The sequence below is a fragment of the Paenibacillus montaniterrae genome (assembly GCF_018403185.1).
Classification (GTDB): domain Bacteria; phylum Bacillota; class Bacilli; order Paenibacillales; family Paenibacillaceae; genus Pristimantibacillus; species Pristimantibacillus montaniterrae.
The window spans coordinates 1-25,700 of the sequence record NZ_BOSE01000018.1 but is presented as its reverse complement, the minus strand read 5'-3'; the positions used below and the strand labels follow the sequence as shown (position 1 = coordinate 25,700).

Genomic DNA, 25,700 nt, shown 5'->3' with positions numbered 1-25,700 from the left:
GGTGCTCACGTAGCTTATTGCCTACGCTGCGCTCCTCATTTTCTACTAGCGTCCAAGCTTCTTGGTCCTGAAAGCCGAATTTTTGAACTCTTATTTAAAGGGTAGTTCAAAAAGTCCGACTCTGATGGCGCTGTAACGCTTCGTAGCGTACTCAACAACAAAAAGCTCCAGCGAAGGAGCAAAGCATCCGAAAAACGCATGTGGGTCGCCTTTAACATCGTAATGCAACCTTAAAAATTTAAATAAGAGCATTACGATTTAAAAAGCGACTGGAGGATGCATTGCTCCGGAGCGCTGATTTAAAAAGCGACTGGAGGATGCATTGCTCCGGAGCGTTGAACTTTGGGGTATATTCGACATCGAAGCTTAACAATCAAGAAAAAAGACTCCAGCGGAGGAGCAAAGCATCCGAAAAACGAGAGTGCGTCGCCTTTAACATCGTAATGCAACCTTAAAAATTTAAATAAGAGCATTACGATTTAAAAAGCGACTGGAGGATGCTTTGTTCCGGAGCGCTGATTTAAAAAGCGACTGAAGGATGCATTGCTCCGGAGCGCTGATTTAAAAAGCGACTGAAGGATGCTTTACTCCGGAGCGCTGAACTAAAATAAATAGCTGAAGGTGGGAACTATAATGCGAAAAATTAATATTGGAATGATTGGTGCGGGTTTTATGGGGAAAGCTCATTCTTTGTCGATGGCGGCTATGCCGATGTTTTTCTGGCCAGCTCCGGCAATCCCTGTGCGCAAGGTTGTTTGTGATTTGACTATGGAGGCTGCTGAGCAGGCTGCGCTTAGACTTGGCTTCGAGAAGTATACCGATAACTGGCGCGATGTGGTCAATGATCCGGAAATCGATGTGATCGATATCGTTACGCCTAACAATTCACATGCTGAAATCGCGATCGCGGCAGCAAAGGCTGGCAAGCATGTCATTTGTGAAAAGCCGCTGGCAAGCACGCTTGAGGAATCGAAGCAAATGCTTGACGCAGTAACTGCTGCCGGCGTTAAGCATATGGTTGCCTTCAATTATCGCCGTACGCCTGCAGTGGCGTTGGCTAAAAAATATATTGAAGAAGGCGCAATTGGTCAAATCCTAAACTTCCGCGGCACATATTTACAGGATTGGTCAGCTGATCCGAATTCTCCGCTGTCATGGCGCTTCCAAAAAGCGCTGAGCGGCTCGGGAGCACTTGGAGATATCGGTACGCATGTTATTGATTTCGCCAGATATTTAGTTGGCGAAATTGCGGAGGTAATGGCGGAGACCAAAACATGGATTACAGAACGGCCTGTACAAGCCTTTGGGGTCGATAAGCTTGGAACCGTCAAGCTGGATGAGCAGGCTGAAAAGCGCCCGGTTGACGTTGACGATGAATTTATGTCGCTGCTGCGTTTTGAAAATGGAGCGATCGGCAGCATAGAAGCAACACGCAACGGCTGGGGACGCAACAATTTCTTGACGTTCGAAATCCACGGCACAAAAGGCTCGCTATATTTCAACTATGAAAATCGCGATGAGCTGCAAGTATGCTTCGCTGACGATCCTGCTGACCGCCGCGGCTACCGCACCGTTTATACAGGACCGGCTACACCTTATGGCGAAGCACTATGGCCTATCCCTGCGCTTGGCATCGGCTACGGCGAAACGAAAATCATCGAAATGCACGACTTCATTCAATCAATCGTAGAAGGCCGCGAAATTTCGCCAAGCTTTAACGACGGTTATCGTATCGCACAAATTAGCGAAGCGATTTTGCGTTCTGCGGAGCAGCAGAAGTGGACGAAAGTAGATCTTATTTAAATAGAAGAAACACGATAGAAAAAGCTTAACTACTAAAACATGATTGAAATATTAATAGAAGGAGCTATCGCAGAAGATAGCTCCTTCTCAGGATAGAGGGTGAACAGCGTGACTCAAGCAGTGCTGCAGATGTCGAATATATCGAAAAGCTTTAACGGAGTAGGCGTTCTGCATCAAGTAGATTTTGAACTGCAGGCTGGAGAAATCCATGCATTAATGGGCGGAAATGGTGCGGGCAAATCCACACTAATGAAAATATTGACGGGTGTATACCAGCTGGATGAAGGCGAGATCACAATAGACGGCAAGCCAGTTAAAATAGACAGCACACAACGAGCTAACGAGCATGGCATCTCGATGATATTCCAGGAGTTTTCTTTAGTTCCGACGCTCACAGTGGCTGAAAACGTATATTTGAACAAGGAGCCGAGAACTAAGCTTGGGCTAATTGACCAAAGAAAAATTGCGCTGCAAACGAAGTCGATTCTGCAAGACTTGCAAATCGATATAGATCCGGATTGCGAGGTTGGCAAGCTTGGTGTCGGCTACTGGCAAATTACCGAGATCGCCAAGGCGCTAACGGTTGACACGAAAATATTAATTATGGACGAGCCAACCTCATCCTTGACGAAAATCGAAACGGAGCTGTTGTTTCAGCTGATGGACAGGCTGAAGGCTAAAGGAATCGCGATTATTTATATTTCACATCGGATGGATGAAATTTTTCGAGTATGCGATCGCGTAACGGTGCTGCGCGACGGAAAAAACTGCATCACAGCCAAAACCTCCGAAATCGAGATGGAGCAACTGATCGAGCATATTGTCGGCAATCGTGTCGGAGAAGCATTTCAATGGGTAGAGCGCTCTTATGATGTCACCGCTCCGCCATTGTTCCAGGTAAAAAATTTAACGATTGGCTCACGAGTGAAAAATGTCAGCTTTGAAATCAAGCCTGGGGAAATTATCGGTCTTGCTGGCTTGATGGGCAGCGGTCGTACGGAGCTGGCGCGCGGCTTGTTTGGACTTGACCCTTATCAGCAGGGGGAAATTTATGTGCGTGGACAGCGCAAGCGGATAAGCAGTCCACAGGATGCAATCAAGGCAGGCATCGCCTTAGTACCGGAGGACCGCCGTACCCAAGGGCTTGTGCTTGAGCACAGCGTGCGTGACAACATCGCGCTTTCCATACTGCCGGCACTAACGAAAGGCTTATTTGTCAGCAGCAAGGCAAGCAATGAGATTGCACATCAATATGTAGACAAGCTGTCAATTAAAACGGACAACATTTACAAGCTAAGCGGACTGCTGTCTGGCGGCAACCAGCAAAAAATCGTAATTGCCAAATGGCTGGCGACCAATCCCGATATTCTCATTTTGGACGAGCCGACAATTGGAGTCGATATTAACGCCAAAATAGAAATTGTAAAAATCATTCGCGAATTTGCGAATTCAGGCAAGGCAGTGCTGGTCATTTCATCAGAGCTGGTTGAGCTGCTTGCTGTGAGCGATAAAATTCTTATTATGCAAAAGGGTGAAATCACCGCCGAGCATCAACGACAAAATATTACTTCAGAGGAGGCGCTAGAGCATGCAATCCAAAGCTTCTAATTCATCTGGCAGCAAGCTGCTGACGATAGACTGGCGCAAATATATGGTTTACATTGCGTTTGTGGTGGTCTTTATCTTTTTCGCCGTAACGCTGCATGACCAAGGCTTTTTAACAACAGGAAATTTGCTGAATATTATTAGACAGACTGCAATTATTGCAATTATGGCTGTAGCGATGACATTTGTTATTGGTGCAGCACAAATCGACCTGTCGATCGGTTCGATCGCGGCCTTATCTTCCTTGACCTGCGCGCTGAGCATACAAGCGGGCATCCCGATCGTATTCAGTGCTTTAATCGGCTTGGCTACTGGTGTTGTGATCGGATTTATTAATGGTATGCTGATTACTAGATTAAGCATACCGTCCTTCCTCGTCACACTCGGCATGATGATCATTATTAGTGGTGCTGCTATGTGGATTACCCATACCGCGCCTGTTCCGATTTTGAACGATTCGTTCAATTTTATATTTGGCGGCGGCAGCATCGGCGGCATTCCGATTCTGTTGTTCTGGATGCTGGCTATCGCAATTATTGGGCATTTTATATTGAAGAAGGCTCCATTCGGCAGAAAAACATTAGCAACAGGCGGCAACGAAAATGCTGCCCGCTTTACGGGGATTAACATCAACCGCGTCAAGCTTTGGGTTATGACCTCTTCAGGTGCAGCGGCAGCTTTAGCGGGCATGCTGTACGCTGGACGAATGAGCTCAGGACGCTACACCTTCGGTGAAGGCGATGAAATGTCGGTTATCGCTGCAGTTATTCTTGGCGGAACAAGTCTGTTTGGCGGTACGGCGACCGTAGTGGGCAGTGTCATCGGCTCGCTTATGATCGGGATGATTAACAACGGCTTAATTATTATGGGACTTGATGTCAGCCAGCAAAACGTTGTCAAAGGCTTAATTATTATATTGGCGGTCGCTTTCAGCAAAAAAGCGATGCAGCGTTAGTAGTTAGGGTATAGCGGATTAATAAGTATATGCTGAATTTGTAGTAGGCTTTAAGCAGGCAGCTCATTGTCGCAGTGCGATGGTGAGCTGCCTGCTTTGTTTGATTTACAAAAAATTAATATATTTTGAACGTTGGATTGGTCGTGGCAGCCATCATTTGTTCAGAAATTTTTTAGTTCTTTTAACTATACTGAAATAAAAATCACAAAAAATGGGAGAGCCATGACTTTGAAGGGAGGTGAGACAAATAGTCAGTGGCTCGTTAAGGAAGTTGCGATTACATAACCGCTCCATGTTTGACTTGCATGATTGCTTGTCTTCATGTCCCTTCAAAGGCGAAAATGTATGCAACTCACATGCAATAACACACTGGAAGTAGAGAGGCTAGCCTAATGTTTGCTGCAGCCCTTCCAGAGTGAACAGGCTGCGTTCGTCAGCAAATGTAAGGTGTCCTCTCTCTAAACCAAGAAAAGGAGAGAAGGATGAAAAGAATCAATACTGCAATACTTGCTGTGCTTTTAGTGCTTCAAGTTATGTTTACCCCGCTTACGGCGTTTGCAGAAAATGAACTTCCATCTGCACCGCCAGCTGCGAGTGAAACAGAAGGCACATCCGAAAGCACAAGCCCGACTGATGCTGCGCAAGATGCATTACAAAAGGATGTAACAATGTCATTTGCAAATCTGCGTCTTTTTGATCGAAATGCTAAGGAGATCGCAGACGTTGAAGATCTGAAAAATTACACAGGTCCTAAGCCTAAAAAAGGTGATACCGTTTATCTAAAGTATGATTTTGCTGTAAATCCTACTCAAGATTACGGAATAGGCTCTACCTTCACCTTCCAGATGCCTGATCATATGATTGTGGAGCATGATAAAGGCTCATTTAATCAAACAAGGGATCTAGATGATACTGAAGGCTGGTTGGCTTATCACTCCACCTATGATGAGAACTCTAAAACTGTAACAGTGACACTGGATAGCGAGCTAGAGGAAGGATCAATTGGTACAATTTTCTTCGTGTTTGAAGCGAAGTTTGGCAACTTTGCAAGTGAAGACACGTTGGAGCAAACTCTAGTTATTCCTGTGGTAGGATCGACGAATGTGGAGCTTCCGTTTATTTTTGCTCCAGGTGGGAGCGGCAGCTTGCTAACGAAAAGCGCGGGAGCTATTGAGCGGGATGCTTCAGGTACAGTAACCATTCCGTGGACGATCTGGGTAAACACGGCTGGTCAAGAGCTGAAAGGTGCATCTCTTAATGACGTTATTGATGAGAAACTTGCACTAGACGGTGTGATTACTTTAGAGCAGTATAAGATTGGCTTGAATGGCATTGATACAAGCAATCCGGGCGCTCCAGTGTCGACAGAAAGTGCCAGTGAGTTTCCGATTAATTTCGAGGATGGCTATTATGCCTACAAAGTAACGTACAACACGATAGTAACTGCAGATCCAGAGAATGAGTACGAAACTTACCGTAATACAGCTACTTTGACTGGAGATGGAATTCCAGCGAATACGAAGGTAGATGCAAGTCAAACTGTTCGGTACGGTACTCCCTTGGAGAAAAGTAGAACAGGAGATAAGTACAATTCAAGCTGGACAATCAAGTATAACTGGCTAGGTCAAAAAATTGCTGCTGATAAAGCAACATTGACAGATTCCTTGGAGACTTCAGATACAACTGGAAAACATTCAATTGATTATTCCAGCTTAAAGGTCTATCGTGTAACTCTATCTTTTGATGGTCAATCAGTTTCAGGGCCTCCTGAAGAGTTAAATCAAGGCGAGCATTATGATTTAGTCGAGGATAACGACTATAGCTTTAAGCTTGATTTCAGCAAAGACGCCAAAGATGGAAGAGTTACATCCGCTTATCTAATCGAGTACGATACAGTGCTTGAGGATGAGTTTGTTACAGATTCGAATAGCGGTACAATTACGAACACTGTAACGAGAGGAGACGGTGGCTCAGATTCAGCGCAAGTTGAACTTAAACCAGACATCTTCAAAAAATCCCGTAGCACCATTGACTATGTAAACAAAACGATTACATGGGAATTGACGATTAATGCTGAAAAAGAGTTGAAAAATTTCGTTATTGAAGATGAGTTTACAACGACTCAACGGCAGATTAACGATGATTTAAAGCATACGTTAACACAATGGAGTGCAAGCGACACAGCTTTATTCAAAGGAGTACCCGCATCTGCTACTATAACTAACAAGGCAGGTACTAGCCCATCTGCTATTGGTGATGAAGACTTTAAGATCACATTTACAGATCCTATTCCAGCAGGATCTGAGATAATCATTCGTTACAAAACCAAGTTCGACATCAAGCCAAATGGTGGTGTTGCAAGAGAGTATATCAATACAGCTGATGCAACATGGGATGGTCTTGTAGATTTGGGTAATAAAGCACTTAATAAATCAGAAAAGTATACACCAGCTACAACGACTACTAACAATGGTTACAAGCGAGTAGATGTTAACAATAATACCCAGGAGTTTTCTTGGCGTGTAGCTGTTAATATCAATAAGCAGGATATTAACGGTGCAACTGTAACGGATACTTTAGGTGCTGGTCATTATATTCCTGTTCCTGAGGGCAGCGAATTAAAGGATCAAATTAAAATTTTTAAATTGAACCTAACGTCTGAGAACGGGACTAAAGATGAGAGTAATCCACTAGATAGCGACAAATGGTCAGTTGCACAAACGCTAATAGATGGTAAGGTTACAGGCTTTGTAATTACATTTGCAGGACTGACTGCTAGCGAAAACAATGAAGCTTACCTGATTGAGTACAAATCTAAGGACTCTGATGATATTTATGGTCAGCCTGAGGAAGGAAAGGCTACACAGTATACAAACAGAGCCGTATTTACTACAGCACATGGTGGAAGTTATACGTATGATGCAACAGCAAATATTAGCAGCCGTGCCAATGAGCTTATTACAAAATCTGCGGAAGCTCGTCCAGTGGATGATTTAATTAATTGGACAGTAACCGTAAATGCTTCCAACTCAAAGCTAGGTAACATTACATTGACTGACACACCATCGCCCAACCAAAAAGTATTAACAAATACGTTCAAAAAGCAAGAGATTAAGTTGGATACAGGTGGAACGTCAAGAACTGTTGGAGATGAAGAAAAAATTGATCCTGACTCAATTACGCTAAATTCTGATGGTAGCTTTAGTTTGGATTTAGGTAATTTGAATAATTTGGATGGAAATGGTGGAAAAGGCTATATCATCAAGTACTCTACCTTCTTCTTGGGTGATGGAAACACTGGTGAACCAGTATCCAATAAAGCCTCAATCAACTATGAAGGCGCTGCTAGTGCAGGCACAAGCGCAGAGGGTAGCGATCTAAAACAATTTAAGTATAGCGAATCGGATACGGGAGCTTCAGGAACAAAAGGCGAACTGCAATTGAAAAAGTTCGGTGTTAATCCTTTAGAAAGCGGACGTGAAGTGCTAGAAGGAGTTAAATTCGAGCTTTGGAATAAGTCCGGCACGATTAAACTGGATGAAGCTACGACTGACGCAAACGGTACACTAACATTTGAACAGGTTCGCTACGGTAAGTATATCCTGAAAGAGGTAACGACGCTTGAAGGCTATCTTCCGGTTGGGGACATTAATATTACGATGGATGAAAAAATCGATATGCTTGATGGTGGAGAGCCTTATGAGATCACCAACATCGAAGATGTGGATGTATCAAATGCCTGTCCATCCTTCACATTAACAGTAAAAAATGTTGATGGGGAACCTGAAGCCAAAAAGGAAATTCAGTTGGAAGATAGTGAAGGTAAAGTCGTTTACAAAGGTACTACTAATGATGCAGGTCAAGTTGCAGACATTAACCGTCCAGGTACTTCAGTCAATTATGTGATGAAGGGTGAGTACACTGTAAAAGCAGACGGTAGAGTACTCGGAACTGTGAACGTAGATTACACTAGTGGCAATTGCCAAGGTGAGGTACAGCCGTTACCTTTGTGTGAAACCTTTAAGATTTCGGTAGTAACAGAAAATGGCGATCCTCGTCCTGATGTAGAAGTAACATTAAAGGATTCAGCTAACAACATAGTTGCTACTGAAACAACAGGTGAAGATGGCAAGTTTGAAATTTCGCCTATAGTAGAGAATGGCAAAAATCTACTACCAGCAGGTACTTATAAGCTGTATGAGGGCAACCAGTATTTAGGAGTAGTTGTCGTTAGCTATAAGATTAATTGCGAAGCTACTTTGGATGTATCGCGTGTATGTGAAACATTTAACTTAACGGTTAAAGATGCAGACGGCAGAGCTCTAGCTGATACACAAATAAGAGTTGTTGATAAAGACGATTCAACTAAAGAGCTACCTGTTACAACAGATGCGAATGGTAAAGTAGCATTAGATAATCTCCTTCCTGGCGAATACGAGGTTTATCTAGGTGAAGCAAAATTAGGTGAGTTTGAAGTAGGTCCAGAATGTGAAGCAATTGTTCAGCCTCTACGTGCATGCGATAGCTTTGTCTTTACAGTGAAGGATGAAGATGATTTGCTAGCAGCAGAAGGTACGGAAGTGACTATTACAAATACGAATACTGGAGCAGGTGGAACATATACTGTTGGCTCTGAAGGTAAAGTTACATTACCGTCTGATGTTGCCCCAGGAGAGTACCGAGTGACAATTAACTCAGGTGCTTTAAATGAAAAAGATTTAGGCATTATTAATGTATCGTATACCGGAAACTGTCAAGACGAAGTGTCTATTCCACGTATATGTAAAGTATTCGAAATTACGGTGATCTCACCAGATGGTACAACGCCTAAAGCTAACACGGAAGTTATCGTGAAAGACAGCGAAGGTAATGAAGTTCCTCGTGTTACGGACACAGATGGTAAGATCAAATTGCCTGAAAACTATACGCCAGGTACAGTTACTGTTCATGAAGTAAATGAAGATGGTACTGCAGGTGAATTGATTGGCAATGTTAAGGTCACTTATACAAATGACTGTAAAGGTACTGTAATTAAAAATGCTTGTCCAACCTTTACGCTAACAGTGAATAACAGTGAAGGTATTCCTGTTGGAGAAAATGTTAACGTGACGATTGTTAATCAAGTAGGTGAAGAAGTAGCAACAGAAGCTACAAACGCTAACGGCCAGATCGTATTCAGTGATAAAACGATACTTCAGCAAAATGAAACATATTCTGTATTTAATGAAGCAGGAGTTAAGCTTGGTGACATTACAGTTAGCTATACGAATGAAAACTGTAGTGATTCTGTTCAAATTCCTGGAAATATCTGCCCAACCTTCACATTAACAGTTAACGACAGTGATTCAAATCCTGTTGGAGAAGGCTTCAATGTAAAGATTGTTGATGAGAATGGTGCATTAGTTACCACAGATATTACTAATGCTAATGGTCAAATTGTATTTGATGGCACGAAGCTCAAACATGGTGTAACGTACACTGTACTAGATGAGTCAGAAGTTGTGCTCGGTACCATTACAGTAAGCTATACTGACGGTGAATGTGGCGCAACCGTTAAAATCCCTGTCAAAGCCTGCCCAAGCTTTATTTTAACAGTGAATAACAGCGATTCTACTCCTGTTGGAGCAGATGTCAAAGTGACGATTGTAGATGATGCAGGTGAAATCATTGAGTCAGGGGTAACAAATGTTGACGGTCAAATCGTGTTTAGCGATAAGACGAAGCTACAAGAAGGTGTGACATACACTGTATTAAATGAATCTGGAATTGTGCTTGGCACTATCGATGTAAGCTATGTTGAAGGAGAATGTAGTGCTGCAGTTCAAGTTCCAGTCAATGCTTGCCCAGTATTTACTTTAACTATTCAAGATGAGAAGGGTATTCCAAGAGCAGGAGTATCTTTCGAAATTAGAGATGGAGCTGGTAAAGTAATCGCATCGGGCATAACACATGAGAATGGCGAGACAGTCATTCCTTATACAGTGGCACCAGGTGTATACAAAGTGTTTGAAGGTGCAGATGTTTTAGGAGAAATTACTGTTGTTGATGATTGTAAAGCTTTGGTGAAGCCGACACCAACACCAACGCCGACACCAACACCAACGCCGGAACCGACACCAACACCGGAACCGACACCAACACCGGAACCGACACCGACACCAACACCGGAGCCGACACCAACACCGGAGCCGACACCGACACCAACACCGGAGCCGACACCGGAACCGACACCGACACCAACGCCGGAGCCGACACCAACACCGGAACCGACACCAACGCCGGAGCCGACACCAACGCCGGAACCGACACCGACACCAACGCCGGAGCCGACACCAACGCCGGAACCGACACCGACACCAACGCCGGAGCCGACACCAGTACCAACGCCGGAGCCGACACCAGTACCAACGCCGGAGCCGACACCAGTACCAACACCGGAACCGACACCAGCACCAACACCGGAGCCGACACCAGCACCAACACCGGAGCCGACACCAGCACCAACACCGGAACCGACACCAGTACCAACACCGGAGCCGACACCAGCACCAACACCGGAGCCGACACCAGCACCAACGCCAGTGCCGACACCAGCACCAACGCCAGTGCCGACACCAGCACCAACGCCAGTGCCGACACCAGCACCAACGCCAGTGCCGACACCAGCACCAACGCCAAGTGCGACACCAGAGCCGACAACGGGAGCAAATACACCAGAACCAACATCAACACCAGAGCCAACACCGGAACCTACTCCAGAACCGACACAAAATACTGGAGAGGGTAGTGTAATTCCAGGTGGTAATGGATCAGATAACGGAGAAGACTCCGATAATGGATCTGGAGATAGCGATTCAGGCATTGGCGGTACTATGCCAGGTCTGAATAGCGGTGCAGAAGGCAACAATGGCACCGGAGCTAATGCAGGTGGCGTTTCGAATCAATTGCCGAAAACAGGCGATTCGATCTCTACGATGATTTGGTTGTTTGTAGGAAGCGGCTTGCTTCTTGTAGCAATGCTGCTGCTTGGCAAGAGAAGAGCACAAAAGCAATAATTCTTTTAATGCTTAGTTGCAGAATGCGTACATTCCCAGGAATGTACGCATTCCTTATTAAAGAGAGAGAGTATTACGGAGTATAAATCGTAAGGTAATTGATCGGGGTTGCATAAATGTGAAAAATTTGAAGCGTCTATTGGTCATCATATTTGCTGGCATATTTATTTATAGCGGTGTCAGCATTGCCCTTTATCTGTATGACGGGTATACCAGCAGTAAAATTAATGATCGCATGCAGCAGCAGTATGCAGAGGCTTCTCAAGTCAAGCAGGCTGAGCAGTCTACAACAAACGGCACAGAACAAAATTCCTCCCACCTTATGCAGCAATATAAAGAGCGATTTGATAGCTTGCTTGAGGTCAATGCCGAGATTGTAGGCTGGATTAGCATTCCAGGCACAAGTGTAGATTATCCAGTCGTCAAGCACACAGACAATGATTATTATTTGAATCATAATATCGAGAAGCAAAAATCATCTCGTGGTGCGATTTTTATGGATTATCGGAATGAAAATGTGCTTGAGGAGACGCATACCGTCATCTATGGCCATCATATGAAGGATGGCAGTATGTTTGGCGAACTGTCCGAGTATAAGAAAGAGGACTATTTTAAGGAGCATGCCTTCATTACGTTTGATGCATTAGAGCAGCCAACCAAATGGCAGATCTTTTCCGTTTATGTCTATCCTCCCGATAATCAATTTTTTAAGTATGAATTTGAGAGCGAGCAGGAATACAGCGATTATTTAAACAAAATCGTGGACAGCTCCATTTACAGTGCGGACGTAGAGGTTACAACGGATGATCAATTGCTGACATTGGTCACTTGTACCTATGAAGTAAGCGATGCGAGATTTATCGTGCACGCCAAAAGAGTGGAGTAAGCTGCTCAACCAAATAAGGCGATCAACCTGGGATCCTAATAAGATCTTTAGCTTGATCGCCTTTCTTTTTGGATGACTGCTAATCGGTGGTTGGTTACTTGTCGATTGTTACTTTAATGAAGAAAGCCAGGTGGTTAACGTTAAGATTTCATCCTCGCTTAGCTGCTTTTCGAAGGAAGGCATACCGCCACGCCCTTCCTTAATCACGGTATAGATTCTTTCTTTGCTTAATGTTGAACCGACTGTAGCAAGAGCAGGGCCTGCGCCCCCTTGTAAATCCGTACCATGACAGGAAATGCAGCGGCTTTGAAAGATTTGTCCCGCAGCTTCAGCGTCTACTGCCATTTCCGGAACAGTAAACTGTGGCTCTTGTTCCGCGACCTCCTGTTTTTCAGGCAAGCCTGTCGCCACCAGGAAAATAATTAGCAAGCCAGCCAGCCCAAATAAGGTGAACATAATCCATTTGTACATCACTATCTTCCTTTCTGTGTAGCTTTTATGATTCATGAAACACTTTTATCCGGTTATCTTACTGAGTTGCAAAACTTGCTCTTTTGATCATTGTACAATGGTCCAAGTTCTGCGGCTATAGCCCGAAAGAGTCAGCCTCTATAACGAGGATTCCCTAGAAAAATTTAGATATTCATTTTACATTATGCAGGAATCCATTGTTTTAAGAAGAAGGAATTGTACTATAGCGTCAAATTGTCAATTAATAATCATTTCGTTAACCAATATCGAAGGCTAGTAAAGGAGCTGTAGCAAATGGACTGGACAACGGATGCATTTATTGATGGATTAAATAAACAAACTGCTGCCGCACGAGAACAGAAGCTGAGCAGCCTCTCTTCTGTTGAACAACGTCTCCACTTGATGGAAGCCTTGAAGAAGGCATTGGGAGCATTTCCTGAACAGAATACGCCGCTAGAGCCGCAGAGGCTTGAGCACAGAGATTATGGAGATTTTTATTTGGAGCGGATTGCATACCGTACAATGGAGCATGTACAAGTCCCGGTAATCGTGTTAATCCCTAAATCAGCTGGAGCAGGGCCTTGGCCAGCTGTGCTTGCTTGTCATGGACATGGCAGTGGCGGTCAATACGATGCAGTCGGGATGGATAAGTCCGGTAATTTGCTTGAAGATCCAGGCATTCATAATCGCTTCGCAGTTCAGTTAGTTCGTAAAGGAATGCTGGTCATTATTCCAGAAATTATGGGCTTTGGCGCGCGTCGCATGGCTAAAGAGCTGGAGCAAAATACACATTACAGTTCATGCGCTACACTGTCTGCCCAACTGCTTGCAAACGGCAGAACACTTGCAGGAATGCGAGTTTATGAAGCGATGCGGGCGATTGATTATATGCAAAGCCGTAGCGATGTACAGCCGGATCAACTTGGAATATTCGGCTTTTCCGGCGGCGGTTTAATTGCGGCTTATACTGCGGCATTGGATGAGCGGTTAAAGGCGACGGTGCTATGCGGCTGGATGAACACATTTATCGGCAGTATACTGGCAATACCGCATTGTATCGATAATTACTTGCCATCCTTACTGCTAGAGTCCGAGCAGCCAGAACTGGCAAGCCTTATTGCGCCGCGCGGACTGTTTATTGAAGCAGGTGAGCTCGACAGGATTTTTCCGATTGCTTCAAGCAAGCAGGCAATTGCATATTTGCAGCAAGCTTATGAGGCGGGGGGATATGCTGAACAGTTTGCTTATCATATCCATGAAGGTGGACACGAAATCTGTGGGGCACGGTCGTTCCAGTGGATGTATGAGAACCTTGCGCAGCATCTTGGTTGAAGAAGGAGTGCAGTTGCTCAAGCTGCTGCATACTCTGGTGCGAACCCCAAGTGCACATAAAATTCCTGGGAGGTTCGCAACACGCATAAAATAAGGATTTTCAGCAATTTTAGGGTGAAATTGCTCCTGAAATATGGTACATTTAAACCGATCCGCACTAAAACGCTTGCAAATGCTTGCTGCGCAAGGACGAAATGTGTGGGCTGTCGCATCCTACGCGGATGCGTGGATTGAAAGAATCCCTCCATATTGCACATTTGGAGTGCCATCAATCGTCGCATCCTACGCGGATGCGTGGATTGAAAGATAAGCTGCGTTGCACTTATCCACGGGCATATGAGCGTCGCATCCTACGCGGATGCGTGGATTGAAAGTAAGCTCCTTTGGTGATGCTCCTGCAGAAATTGCAGTCGCATCCTACGCGGATGCGTGGATTGAAAGATCGCGAAGCACCATGCGCTCCACGAATGAAATGGTGTCGCATCCTATGCGGATGCGTGGATTGAAAGTGTCGTAGCGGTTAAACCTTCAACCTTGTAAGTGCGTCGCATCCTACGCGGATGCGTGGATTGAAAGATTTCCAGTACTGTCATCTATATTCCCTTGATCGTTACATTGCACTCTATATGAGTGCATGGATTGAATGGAGAACCGTAACTTGCTGCGCCCTAATGTCGCATCCCCGTGATATAGATTCAACTTGTCAATAAGAGAAAGAAAGTCGGCTTTCGGTCGCTAACTAAATTGGCGGCTGAAAGCCTTTTGTATTGCAAGGTGGTGCGGGTCGGAAGCTCACATAAAAACCCCGGGAGATCCGCACCCCGCATAAAATAAGGGATTTCGGAAATTTCAGGGTGAAAAAGCCTCTGAAATATGGTATAGTTAAACCGATCCGCACTAAAGCGTTTGCAAAGCCTTGCTGCGCGAGGGGAAAATGCGGGAGCGTCGCATCTTACGTAGATGCGTGGATTGAAAGTATCAAAATTTGGCATAGTACCTGCTTCCTCCCCGTCGCATCTTACGTAGATGCGTGGATTGAAAGTCTTGCCATTGACGCTGCAAGTGGGTCTGGACCACGTCGCACTCTACGCGAGTGCGTGGGTTGAAAGAATTCGGATAACATCGAGTCTGCGGAACAACTGCGTCGCACTCTACGTGCGTGGATTGAAAGTTCCGGCTGCGTTACTAAGAAAAACAAGCGGAACATGGGTCGCACTCCATACGAGTGCGTGGGTTGAAAGTTAATCGGAAGGTGAATGAGTTTAAGGATGTCGCATTCCCAGCGGATGCGGGTGAAGCCAGTCTAGTAATTACACTGACAAGAGGACATTTTGTTGCTTCCGAGACGTATGCTTAAAGCAATAGAAACATCACTTAGCTCATTTTCAAGTAGCTTTGTACATCTGCATTCCATGCAAGTTTATGAAATTAAAATTGAATGGAAAGGATGATTATGAGAACGATGATTGAATCAATCGCACATATTAGAAAAAGTGATGGTATTATTCAAACCGTTGAGCAGCATTTACTTGAGGTTATGAGGCTCGCGGAAAAGATAGGGTCAAAGCTTGGTATTCCCCATGTTACAGGGCTAGCTGGATTGTTGCATGATGTTGGAAAGTATACTCAGGAGTTTGCCGAATATATTAAGCAAGCTGTGCTTGATCCAGATAACCCGCCACAGGGAAGGAAGGTTGATCATTCTACTGCTGGAGGCAAGCTGCTGTTCCATATGTATCATCAGCGAGCTATGCAGTCGCCATCTGCTCAATTCTTCAATTTGCTAGCTGAAATCGTAGGCAATGCAGTTATCTCCCACCATTCCTATCTTAAAGATTACTATCCACCAGAGCCCGAAAAAGGATTTTTACATCGCGTTAGTGTTAAAGAAATAAAGAACTTCGAATTGACGGTCGAAATGTTTTTTGAAAAAGTAATGAGTAAGCCGAAATTTGAGCAATATGTGCTCCAAGCTGTTAAAGAGCTGGAGCAGTTTATAAAAAGCGATAACAATCAGCCATACGCCAATATTATGTTTTTAACAAAGTATGTATTTAGCGCACTAATCGAAGCGGATCGTCACAATTCAAGGGCATTTGAAGAAAAAATTTCAATTGAAGAACAGCTTAGTCAAGGAGAGCATGTCCAAGCTAAGTTTCGGCGTTACTACGATAAGTTAACAGCATACTTGCAGCAACTTGAATTAAAGCAAGGTGAAAGCGAACAAATTTATTTTTTACGCAAACAGTTGTCAGAACAATGTGACATCTTTGCTTTGAAGCAATCTGAAGTCTATACGTTGTCCATTCCTACTGGAGGAGGCAAAACGTTAGCAAGCTTGCGTTACGGGCTAAAGCATGCGTTAGAATACGGAAAAGAACATATTATTTGTATTGTGCCTTACACGAACATCATTGAGCAAAATGCTGCCGAGGTTCGCAACATTTTAAAAGAGCATGAAGCCGTACTGGAGCATCATTGCAATGTCTTACTTGAGGATGAGTCGGAAGATGGCGATGAAATGGAAGACGGCATTATGAGTGCTTCTCAAAAAGCAAAGCTGGCAATGGAGAATTGGGATGCGCCAATTATTTTTACAACAATGGTGCAGTTTCTAAACGTCAATTATAGCAAAGGGACAAAAAATATAAGGCGACTTCATCAACTTGCAAAATCAGTCATTATTTTCGATGAAGCACAGAAGGTGCCTGTTCATTGCGTCTCATTATTTAATCGAGCTGTTAATTTCTTAAACCAAGCATGTGATTCAACGATTGTGCTTTGTACAGCAACGCAGCCAGCCCTTGATTCGGTCAAGCACCCTTTAATCATGCAAGATAAGAATGAAATGGTAGATAAGTTGCAGGAAGTAGCAGATGCATTCAAACGAGTTGAACTTGTACCGCAAATCGATCATGAGCTTACAACGGAAGAACTAGCTGATAAGGTGCATGAGCAATTAGAGCAGGTTGATAGTGTGCTTGTTATATTAAATACAAAGGCTGTTGTGAAAAAGCTCTATAATAGCTTGAAGGAAAGCATTGATGAGGAGACTTGTGTATACCATCTGAGCACCTCAATGTGTGCCCGACACCGCAGAAGTATGCTAAGAATAATTCGCGGCAAACTTAAAGCAAAGAAAAAAATCGTCTGTGTCAGTACGCAGCTTATTGAAGCGGGTGTAAACATCAGCTTTCAAACGGTAATTCGCTCACTAGCAGGGCTTGATTCCATTGCGCAGGCTGCTGGACGTTGCAATCGGCATGGCGAACATCGTTCACGCTATGTTTACTTAATTCGACATAAAGAAGAAAAGCTGGACAAGCTGAAAGAAATTAAAATTGGTGCACAAATTACTGAGAGAATAATTAAGGAAATAGATCAAGATGTAAAAGTTTATGGTGGTAGTTTAGACTCGCAGGAAGCAATGGAGTTATATTTTAAGCAGTTTTACCAAGATATGAATAAAGAGTTGGACTATGAGATTAAATCATCGGGTCACTCGATCGTTAATTTGTTGCTGGATATGGGAAATAGCAATCCATATTATAAGGCCTTTATGGACAGAGCAGAAAAAGGAACACCGCCTCCACTGATGCTGACTCATAATCATTTAACGGCGGCAGAGCGCTTTCATGTCATTCCAGATCTTACTACTTCGGTGCTTGTTCCTTATGGAAAAGGAAAAGAAATAATAACGATGCTAAATGGCAATCAAAAGATTGCTGATTTGAGCAAGCTGCTAAAGCAAGCTCAGCAATACTCTATTAATATTTATAAGCAAGAGCTGTCTAGCTTGATTCAACAGCAAGGGATTGTGTCTTTGCTGGATGGTAAAGTGCTAGCTTTAAAAGATAATATGTATTCTAAGCAGTATGGACTAGCTCTTGATGGTGAAGGGGAAATGGAGTTTTTAGGGTGGTGATTTATTGAATACGGAATTGAAAAAAATTAATCTAAAAAAGAGTACACAGTGAGATATAACGCTCATTGTGTACTCTTTTTTAATCGAAATTATACTATATGTTTTTCAATCCGCACCCTAGTACTAAGGCGACTATATAAGTATAGCATTTTCAAGTAGTTATTCAACATAGAATTAGTTTAAATTTTAGCCCAGCTCGTGTTAGTGTCAAAAGAAGTTCGCCCATAACATCACTTCATTTAAACGGGCCGTGGCAACATGTAGTTTTTAAATAGTCTTATGCAGAAAATAATGGTGTAGACTTGGCTATTCCTCGTTTTCCGATGAGATCAGTACGTTGACTGAAATTTCACCTTCTAATTGCCATCAGCATATCCAATATTGAACTTGCTCAGGCATAAGTTGCAGCGGTGTTCGCTTGCATTAAAAAATGGGGCTACCGGTAATCTCTTCTTCTGGTTTGCTCGGCACTAACTAATTCGGCGGGCATTGCTAACTATTTGTACATAATCTAATTCACATATAATATCATTTATTCACATAAAGTATTATTTTATTTGACTTTTGAATTATTTGGATATATACTAGAAATCGATAGGAACAATTGTTAAAAATTTCATTTTTTAGATGATAGATTAAATTTAAATGATGGGAGGTTATTTAATGGGAATCTGTTTTGTTATCCAGCCTTTTGACGGGAGTACGTTTGATAATCGATATGAGGATAGTTTAGTTCCATCTATAGATGCGGCGGGGTTAACTCCATATAGAGTTGATAGAGATCCGTCGGTTGTGATCCCAATTATTGAAATAGAGACTGCTATTAAGAATGCTCAAGTAGTTTTAGCAGATATATCTTTAGATAATCCTAATGTCTGGTTAGAATTAGGTTTTGCTATTGCACATAAAAAGTCTATTGTATTGATTTGTTCGGATATAAGAAACTCAAGGTTTCCGTTCGACATTCAGCATCGCGCTATAATTAAATATAAGACTGATTCAAAGAGGGATTTTTATTTATTGGAGCATCAAATAACTGAGAAACTAAGGGGAATAGTAAGTAAAGTTGAATCTGTAGGTGTATAAACTGCTTCTTTATGTAATTAACCTAAGAAATTTCTGCCCGTTCCATCAAACTAATTAAGATAATCTTTCCTGAAGCTTCACAACCACTTTAATAGATACAAATTTATCTGTAGTAGTCGATGAGTACAAATTATCTTTTCAAAGAAAGTTATAACAAACAAAAGTCTTTTTTAGAAAGGACTTAATAATATAGATTATTTGTTAATTGCTCTCCTTGCAACTCACTCATGCATTTATTATAGCATGAAGTAAGACTATTAAAATATTTTGTGTAGGAAATGTTTTCGAAAATACAGAAATCAGACAATCATCTTACTATTTTCAGGAGGTGAATCTATGAAATTCAGAAACTCTGTTGAATTTGAAGTGTATGGAAACTATGCCTTGTTCACTGATCCGCTAACAAAGCTGGGAGGAGAGAAGCTTTCTTATCAAATTCCAACATACCAAGCTATTAAAGGAATAGTAGAGTCCATTTATTGGAAACCAACTATTATGTATGTAATAGACGAAATTCGCATCATGAAGCCGATTCAGATGGAATCAAAAGGTATACGTCCAATTGAATATGGTGGAGGAAACACACTCGCTAACTATACATATTTGAAGGATGTACATTACCAGGTGAGATGTCATTTTGAATTTAATATGAACCGCCCAGACCTGGAATTCGATCGCAATGAGCATAAGCACCATAATATTTTGAAGCGATGCGTGAAAGCAGGAGGAAGGAGAGATATTTTTCTCGGTGCACGCGAGTGCCAAGGGTATGTGGAGCCTTGTGTTTTTGGTGAAGGTGAAGGTTTTTATGATCTTTATGAGGGAGAAATTCATTTTGGCACCATGTTTCATGGTTTCAACTATCCTGATGAAACAGGAACGAGTGAACTATCCATACGTTTATGGAAACCTGTTATGAAGAAAGGCATCATCCAATTTGATCAACCAGATCAATGTACGATGGTTAAACATATAGGAGAGCGAAGCAGTAAGCATTTCGATGCCGCCAATATTCAATCTGCGGAGCAATTGCTAGAGGAGTTGGAGGGAAGCGAGTTATGAGCTGGCTATTGAATTTGCATAAAACATATGAAGCAAATAGTGAGCAGGTTGGGACCATTGAAGTCAAGCATAACGGCCAGGAATATACATTGCTTCCAGTTTCCCATACGACACAAAATGCGCAAGTTGAAGTTGATCTTAATCAATCAGGGGAGTTTTTTCGAGCCAGAGTTTTAGGCAAGGATGAAACAAGCACGTTAATTCCGTGTACAGAGAACTCTGCTAGCAGGGCCGGATCGGTTGTGTCGCCTTATCCGCTGCACGATAAGCTCATTTATACTGCAGGTGATTACAATGATTATGTTGCAGATAAAAAGCAAACGACTCATTATCAAGAGTACATAAAGCAATTAAAGGAATGGGCGGAGTCGCCATTTGCGACGGAAAAGGTGAAAATCATTTATCGCTATGTGAGCAAAGGGAGCTTAATACGAGATTTGGTTGATAACAAAATACTGGCAGTTGATGAACATAACAAATTAATTAGTAAATGGCACGATAAATATAAACCACTTTATTCAGACAAGCCAGAAATCTTTTCAGCAGTAGCGGGTGAACAAGAAAGTGTATTTGTCCGCTTCACTGTTGTTGAAGCAGGAAAAGTAGCTATACCTGTTTGGAAAGATAGTGAAATGTTTGCATCTTTTATTCAGTTTTATGAGCAAAAGCTAGGCAATGATGCGTATTGCTACGTAACAGGCGACAAAAAGCCGAGTACGGAGAGACATGCCAATAAGATTAGAAATGCCGGAGATAAAGCGAAGCTGATTTCTGCCAACGATACGAGCGGCTTCACATTTCGCGGAAGATTTAGTGAAAGTAATGAAGCAGTAAGCATTAGCTACGATGCTTCTCAAAAGGCGCACAACGCCTTGAAATGGCTCATAAATCGACAAGCGAAAATTATTGATAACCGAGTATTTTTAGTGTGGGGCAATGAAAAAACGAATGTGCCTGATATTGCGGAAGACAGCTTTAGTATGATGTGGGGAAATATTTTACCCACTGAGCAACTGCAGCAAGCATCAGCTAAAGTTGCTTCGACGGATAAAGATGTAGCGGAGCAATTTAAAAAGGCGCTGCGAGGTTATCTTCATGGTTTACTGACTGACCTTGGTTCGGCAAGCTCGCGCATTAATATATTGCTGCTTGATTCAGCGACTACAGGTCGAATGGCAGTGCTTTATTATCGCGATCTTGATGCGGAGAAGTATTTTGAAAGAATCGAAGACTGGCATAGCAAGTGTACATGGTTGCATCGTTATCGTAAAAATAAAGATGGCAAATTTGTATCATTCTACGGTGCGCCTTCAACACGCGATATAGCTTTTGCAGCTTACGGTTCCAATGCAAATGAAAAAATTGTTAAAGGCTTAATGGAACGAATGCTTCCATGTATGATTGACAAGCGAAAAATTCCACTTGATATTGAGCGAAGTGCTATTCAACGTTCGAGCAGCCCTCAATCGATGGAGCAATGGGAATGGGAGAAAACATTGAGCATTACATGTGCATTGATTAAATCAGTAACGGAGGGATATGACGTGGCACTTGATCCGAATCAGAATGATCGAGATTATTTATTTGGCAGATTGCTGGCTCTAGCAGATATATTGGAGCGCAGAGTTCTAAAGACTCAAAATGAAAAAAGAGCAACGAATGCTATTCGTTACATGAATTCTTTCGCAAGATATCCGGAAAGAACATGGAAAACGATACAAGCCGGCTTGCAGCCATATCAAGCAAGATTAGGTGTTAAAGCAATAGATATTGCGAAGACAATAGATGAGGTTGCTTCACGTATTCCATATGAAAAGTTTAATAATGAACCACTGTCGGGCAAATATTTGCTCGGCTATTATAGCCAGCGCCACGAATGGTATCAAAGAAGTAAGCAGGACGATGATAAGCAGGAAGAGCTGGAAATGACATCAGAGTAACATGGGGTATCTAAATTGTAAAAATGAGAGGAGAATAAACGATGACAGTACTAGACCATAAGGTGGATTTTGCAGTTATTTTCTCAGCAACGAAAGCTAACCCTAATGGAGATCCGCTAAACGGCAATCGTCCGCGGCAAAATTATGATGGCTTGGGCGAGGTGTCTGATGTTGCGTTGAAAAGAAAAATTCGCAATCGCTTGCAGGATGCCGGAGAAAGTATCCTTGTCCAATCAAATGATCGTCGAAATGACGAACATGATAGTATTCGTGCACGTGTTGATGCGGTCGAGGAAATCGCTAAGCTGTTGAAGGATAAAAAAGCGTCGAAAGAGCAATTTGCTGAGCTTGCTTGTCAGCAATGGATTGATGTGCGCAGCTTTGGACAAGTATTTGCTTTTAAAAAGGGCTCAGGCGATGCGGAGGGAGTATCAGTTGGTGTGCGCGGCCCAGTGTCTATTCATACTGCAACGAGCGTTACTCCTATTGATATTACAAGCGTGCAAATTACAAAAAGCGTAAACTCTGAGTCTGGCAAGGAGCGTGGCTCAGATACGATGGGGATGAAGCATCGGGTCGATTATGGCTTGTATGTGTTTTATGGCAGCATTAACCCACAGCTTGCTGAAAAAACAGGCTTTTCAAATGAGGATGCATTGAAAATTAAAGAAGCTCTACAATCGTTGTTTGAAAATGATGCATCATCAGCGCGCCCAGAAGGCAGCATGGAGGTGCATAAACTGTATTGGTGGGAGCACAATTCCAAGCTTGGTCAGTACTCTTCAGCTAAGGTTCATCGCTCTTTACAAGTGAAACCAAAAAAAGATGATCCAAAATCATTTGATGATTTTAGCATTGAATTGTATGAGTTCGAAGGGTTAAAGGTCGATGTCCTTGAAGGCCGATAATATTGATGAATATTTAATGCTTTCAGGCATACAGCATTTCCAGTTTTGCAAGCGACAGTGGGCACTTATCCATATCGAGCAGCAATGGGCGGAAAACGTAAAGACGATTGAAGGACAGCATGTGCATGAGAAAGCGCATCAGCCCTTTGTCAGAGAAAAGCGGAAAGAGAAGCTTGTCGTGCGTGCGATGCCTGTTGTCTCTCATCAGCTAAAATTATCTGGCGAGTGCGATGTTGTGGAATTTATACAGGATGAGCAAGGCGTTCCTATTTTTGCAGCCGAAGGCAAATATATAGCTTATCCGATTGAATACAAACGAGGCAAACCGAAAAAGTCGGATGAAGATATTGTCCAATTGGTTGCGCAAGCGCTGTGCCTTGAGGAGATGCTATGCTGTGAGCTGCATACAGGATACATTTATTATGATGAAATAAAGCATCGGATCGAAGTTCCGCTAACTTATGAGCGCAAGCAAGCGGTAAAAGAGATCGTTGAGGAAATGTACAGCTATTATGTTCGCAGGCATACGCCTAAAGTTAAAACAGGCGCTTATTGTAAAAGTTGTTCCTTGCAGCATATTTGTATGCCGCAGCTAATGCAAAAGCGCTCAGTGAGAAGCTATATCGACGGGGTGATCTTTGAATGAAAAAACTGCTGAATACGTTGTATGTCACCCAGCCCGATATGTATTTGTCTCTTGATGGAGAAAATATTGTATTAAGGAAAGAGGAAAAAAATGTTGGCCGAGTGCCTTTGCATAATATTGAAGCAATTGTGACATTTGGTTATACGGGAGCCAGTCCAGCATTAATGGGGTATTGTGCGGATCGAAATATTGCATTGTCCTTTTTTACTAGCAGCGGCAGGTTCCAGGCTAGAGTCATCGGTGAGAGCAAAGGAAATGTGGTGCTGCGCAAGGAACAGTACCGCATTTCGGACAGTGAGACGCGTTCTGCCAAAATCGCGCGTAATTTTATCGTTGGCAAGCTTTATAATCATAAATGGATGCTTGAAAGGATGACCCGAGAGCATGGGCTGCGAATTGACGCAGAGCGTTTTAAAGCAGCTTCAATCGAGCTATCGAGCTATATAAGGGAAGTACGCCATTGTGAGGATCTGGAGCAGCTTAGAGGATTGGAAGGACAGGCAGCGGCCATTTATTTTGGGCTGTTTAACGATATGATTTTACAGCAGGAGCAAGACTTCGTATTTCATGGACGCTCTCGCAGGCCGCCGCTGGACAATGTAAATGCGATGCTTTCATTAGCATACTCCTTGCTCTCCAGGGATATGGCGGCTGCACTGGAAGGGATTGGTCTAGACGCATATGTAGGTTTTTTGCATCGAGACCGTCCAGGGCGCATCTCGCTGGCGTTAGATATGATTGAAGAACTGCGGGGAATATATGCAGATCGCTTTGTGTTGTCACTAATTAATAAACGGGTCATTACGAAAGATGACTTTTGGGTAAAAGAAAACGGAGCAGTACTGTTGAAGGAAGAACCTAGAAGAACATTTCTCAATGCTTGGCAAGCAAAGAAAGCGGAAAAGATCACCCATCCATACTTGGGAGAAAAAATAGCGTGGGGATTAGTGCCGCATGCACAGGCTCAATTGCTCGCTAGACATTTGCGTAATGATTTGGACGAGTACGCTCCGTTTCTATGGAAGTAGGTGGATAGATTGCTTGTACTTATTACGTATGATGTGAGCTTGATCGAGGGAGATGGAAAAACACGACTGCGTCGAGTATCAAAGCTATGTCAAAACTATGGTCAGCGTGTACAGAACTCAGTGTTTGAATGTCATATAGACGCTGCGCAGCTAGCGAGTTTGAAGCATCAGCTCATTGACATCATTGATCCTGAGAAAGACAGCTTGCGTTTTTACCAGATTGGTAATCAATATAAAAATAAAGTCGAGCATATAGGGGTTAAGAAATCATTAGATTTGGATTCACCGTTGATTTTTTAGCTTCTTTGTAGGACGCCAGGCTTTCAGTCGCCAATTGAGATGGTGGCTGAAAGCCTGTTTGCCTTGCAGGTTGGTGCGGATCGGAAGCTCACATAAAAACCCTGGGAGATCCGCACCCCGCATAAAATAAGGGTTTTCGGCAATTTTAGGGTGAAATTGTCTCTGAAATATGGTACATTTAAACCGATCCGCACTAAAGCGCTTGCAAATGCTTGCTATATAAAGGCGAAATGTGTGGGCTGTCGCATCCTACGCGGATGCGTGGATTGAAAGCTCAACCTCGAACACAGTTCCTAAAATATAGTCCGGTCGCATCCTACGCGGATGCGTGGATTGAAAGCGCACGATTCGTCTACTTTCAGTCGTTTGGTACGAAAGTGTCGCATCCTACGCGGATGCGTGGATTGAAAGTGCATATTTGGAACTTTTAAATGACATCTATGGCCAAGGTCGCATCCTACGCGGATGCGTGGATTGAAAGCTTCCCCTTCTTGAAGGAACAAGTACACTTGATAAGGTCGCATCCTACGCGGATGCGTGGATTGAAAGTACGTCTGAACGAGATAGCCGATTGGAGTGCTACGATAAAAATGCAGTCGCAAAACCCCCTCATATGAAATAGAATGAAAGCTGACGAGGGAGTTGAGCACGAATGAAAAGATATGACAAAGCATTTAAAGAAGAAGCCGTAAGATTAA

General features: G+C 43.1%; 15 protein-coding genes and 2 CRISPR repeat arrays. Of the genes, 14 read left to right on the top strand and 1 reads right to left on the bottom strand.

All coding sequences use genetic code 11. From position 1 onward, the window contains the following. The first annotated feature begins 633 nt into the window (after positions 1-633). From KJS52_RS26570 to srtB, 5 genes are all read left to right on the top strand, one after another. A complete protein-coding gene (locus KJS52_RS26570; RefSeq protein ID WP_213520597.1) occupies positions 634-1,803 on the top strand; it encodes a levoglucosan dehydrogenase in 1,170 nt (389 codons plus the stop codon). Positions 1,804-1,902: 99 nt separating this feature from the next. Next, positions 1,903-3,411 (top strand): sugar ABC transporter ATP-binding protein, encoded by a 1,509-nt coding sequence (locus KJS52_RS26565; RefSeq protein ID WP_306433607.1) that lies wholly within the window; start codon positions 1,903-1,905, stop codon positions 3,409-3,411. Further along, entirely contained in the window at positions 3,392-4,363 is a 972-nt protein-coding gene (locus KJS52_RS26560) for an ABC transporter permease (protein ID WP_213520595.1), read from the top strand. The genes KJS52_RS26565 and KJS52_RS26560 overlap by 20 nt, the downstream gene beginning before the upstream one ends. A gap of 482 nt (positions 4,364-4,845) precedes the next feature. Then, positions 4,846-11,418 (top strand): collagen binding domain-containing protein, encoded by a 6,573-nt coding sequence (locus tag KJS52_RS26555; protein ID WP_213520593.1) that lies wholly within the window; start codon positions 4,846-4,848, stop codon positions 11,416-11,418. A gap of 118 nt (positions 11,419-11,536) precedes the next feature. Next, the gene (gene srtB, locus KJS52_RS26550) at positions 11,537-12,304 is read left to right on the top strand and encodes a class B sortase (protein ID WP_213520591.1); all 768 of its coding nucleotides are present in this window, start codon (positions 11,537-11,539) and stop codon (positions 12,302-12,304) included. A gap of 108 nt (positions 12,305-12,412) precedes the next feature. Here the strand turns inward: srtB and KJS52_RS26545 are convergent, their stop codons facing one another. After that, positions 12,413-12,775, bottom strand: a complete 363-nt coding sequence (locus tag KJS52_RS26545; protein WP_213520589.1) for a c-type cytochrome — start codon at positions 12,773-12,775, stop codon at positions 12,413-12,415. Positions 12,776-13,069: 294 nt separating this feature from the next. On the opposite strand from KJS52_RS26545, the gene KJS52_RS26540 reads away from it, so the two are divergent. From KJS52_RS26540 to cas2, 9 genes are all read left to right on the top strand, one after another. Then, entirely contained in the window at positions 13,070-14,107 is a 1,038-nt protein-coding gene (locus tag KJS52_RS26540) for an alpha/beta hydrolase family protein (protein ID WP_213520587.1), read from the top strand. 205 nt (positions 14,108-14,312) lie between these two features. Beyond that, a CRISPR array of direct repeats spans positions 14,313-14,683; the repeat unit is 32 nt; unit sequence GTCGCATCCTACGCGGATGCGTGGATTGAAAG. An 886-nt stretch (positions 14,684-15,569) separates the two neighbouring features. Then, the gene (gene cas3 / locus KJS52_RS26535; protein WP_246563957.1) at positions 15,570-18,032 is read left to right on the top strand and encodes a CRISPR-associated helicase Cas3'; all 2,463 of its coding nucleotides are present in this window, start codon (positions 15,570-15,572) and stop codon (positions 18,030-18,032) included. 663 nt (positions 18,033-18,695) lie between these two features. Continuing rightward, positions 18,696-19,118, top strand: coding sequence for a TIR domain-containing protein (locus KJS52_RS26530; protein WP_213520585.1), 423 nt, complete (start codon positions 18,696-18,698; stop codon positions 19,116-19,118). 336 nt (positions 19,119-19,454) lie between these two features. Continuing rightward, positions 19,455-20,180: a type I-C CRISPR-associated protein Cas5c gene (gene cas5c, locus KJS52_RS26525; RefSeq protein WP_213520583.1), complete on the top strand. Its 726-nt coding sequence runs from the start codon at positions 19,455-19,457 to the stop codon at positions 20,178-20,180. Continuing rightward, positions 20,177-22,120 (top strand): type I-C CRISPR-associated protein Cas8c/Csd1, encoded by a 1,944-nt coding sequence (cas8c, locus tag KJS52_RS26520; protein ID WP_213520581.1) that lies wholly within the window; start codon positions 20,177-20,179, stop codon positions 22,118-22,120. Before cas5c ends, cas8c begins: the two co-directional genes overlap by 4 nt. Before the next feature lie 41 nt (positions 22,121-22,161). Further along, the gene (cas7c, locus tag KJS52_RS26515; RefSeq protein WP_213520579.1) at positions 22,162-23,028 is read left to right on the top strand and encodes a type I-C CRISPR-associated protein Cas7/Csd2; all 867 of its coding nucleotides are present in this window, start codon (positions 22,162-22,164) and stop codon (positions 23,026-23,028) included. Further along, positions 23,009-23,674, top strand: a complete 666-nt coding sequence (gene cas4 / locus KJS52_RS26510; RefSeq protein WP_213520577.1) for a CRISPR-associated protein Cas4 — start codon at positions 23,009-23,011, stop codon at positions 23,672-23,674. Before cas7c ends, cas4 begins: the two co-directional genes overlap by 20 nt. Further along, positions 23,671-24,702 (top strand): type I-C CRISPR-associated endonuclease Cas1c, encoded by a 1,032-nt coding sequence (gene cas1c / locus KJS52_RS26505; protein WP_213520576.1) that lies wholly within the window; start codon positions 23,671-23,673, stop codon positions 24,700-24,702. The genes cas4 and cas1c overlap by 4 nt, the downstream gene beginning before the upstream one ends. A 9-nt stretch (positions 24,703-24,711) precedes the next feature. Beyond that, positions 24,712-25,002 (top strand): CRISPR-associated endonuclease Cas2, encoded by a 291-nt coding sequence (gene cas2 / locus KJS52_RS26500; RefSeq protein WP_213520574.1) that lies wholly within the window; start codon positions 24,712-24,714, stop codon positions 25,000-25,002. Between the two features lie 241 nt (positions 25,003-25,243). After that, positions 25,244-25,551: a CRISPR direct-repeat array (repeat unit 32 nt; unit sequence GTCGCATCCTACGCGGATGCGTGGATTGAAAG). Between the last annotated feature and the right edge of the window lie 149 nt (positions 25,552-25,700).

Bases quoted from the DNA above. Each gene is read 5' to 3' on its own strand.
- cas8c (WP_213520581.1), top strand. From the start codon at position 20,177: ATGAGCTGGCTATTGAATTTGCATAAAACATATGAAGCAAATAGTGAG.
- KJS52_RS26530 (WP_213520585.1), top strand. From the start codon at position 18,696: ATGGGAATCTGTTTTGTTATCCAGCCTTTTGACGGGAGTACGTTTGAT.
- KJS52_RS26570 (WP_213520597.1), top strand. From the start codon at position 634: ATGCGAAAAATTAATATTGGAATGATTGGTGCGGGTTTTATGGGGAAA.
- cas5c (WP_213520583.1), top strand. From the start codon at position 19,455: ATGAAATTCAGAAACTCTGTTGAATTTGAAGTGTATGGAAACTATGCC.
- cas1c (WP_213520576.1), top strand. From the start codon at position 23,671: ATGAAAAAACTGCTGAATACGTTGTATGTCACCCAGCCCGATATGTAT.
- cas3 (WP_246563957.1), top strand. From the start codon at position 15,570: ATGATTGAATCAATCGCACATATTAGAAAAAGTGATGGTATTATTCAA.
- cas7c (WP_213520579.1), top strand. From the start codon at position 22,162: ATGACAGTACTAGACCATAAGGTGGATTTTGCAGTTATTTTCTCAGCA.
- KJS52_RS26555 (WP_213520593.1), top strand. From the start codon at position 4,846: ATGAAAAGAATCAATACTGCAATACTTGCTGTGCTTTTAGTGCTTCAA.
- KJS52_RS26545 (WP_213520589.1), bottom strand. From the start codon at position 12,775: ATGTACAAATGGATTATGTTCACCTTATTTGGGCTGGCTGGCTTGCTA.
- KJS52_RS26560 (WP_213520595.1), top strand. From the start codon at position 3,392: ATGCAATCCAAAGCTTCTAATTCATCTGGCAGCAAGCTGCTGACGATA.
- KJS52_RS26540 (WP_213520587.1), top strand. From the start codon at position 13,070: ATGGACTGGACAACGGATGCATTTATTGATGGATTAAATAAACAAACT.
- cas4 (WP_213520577.1), top strand. From the start codon at position 23,009: ATGTCCTTGAAGGCCGATAATATTGATGAATATTTAATGCTTTCAGGC.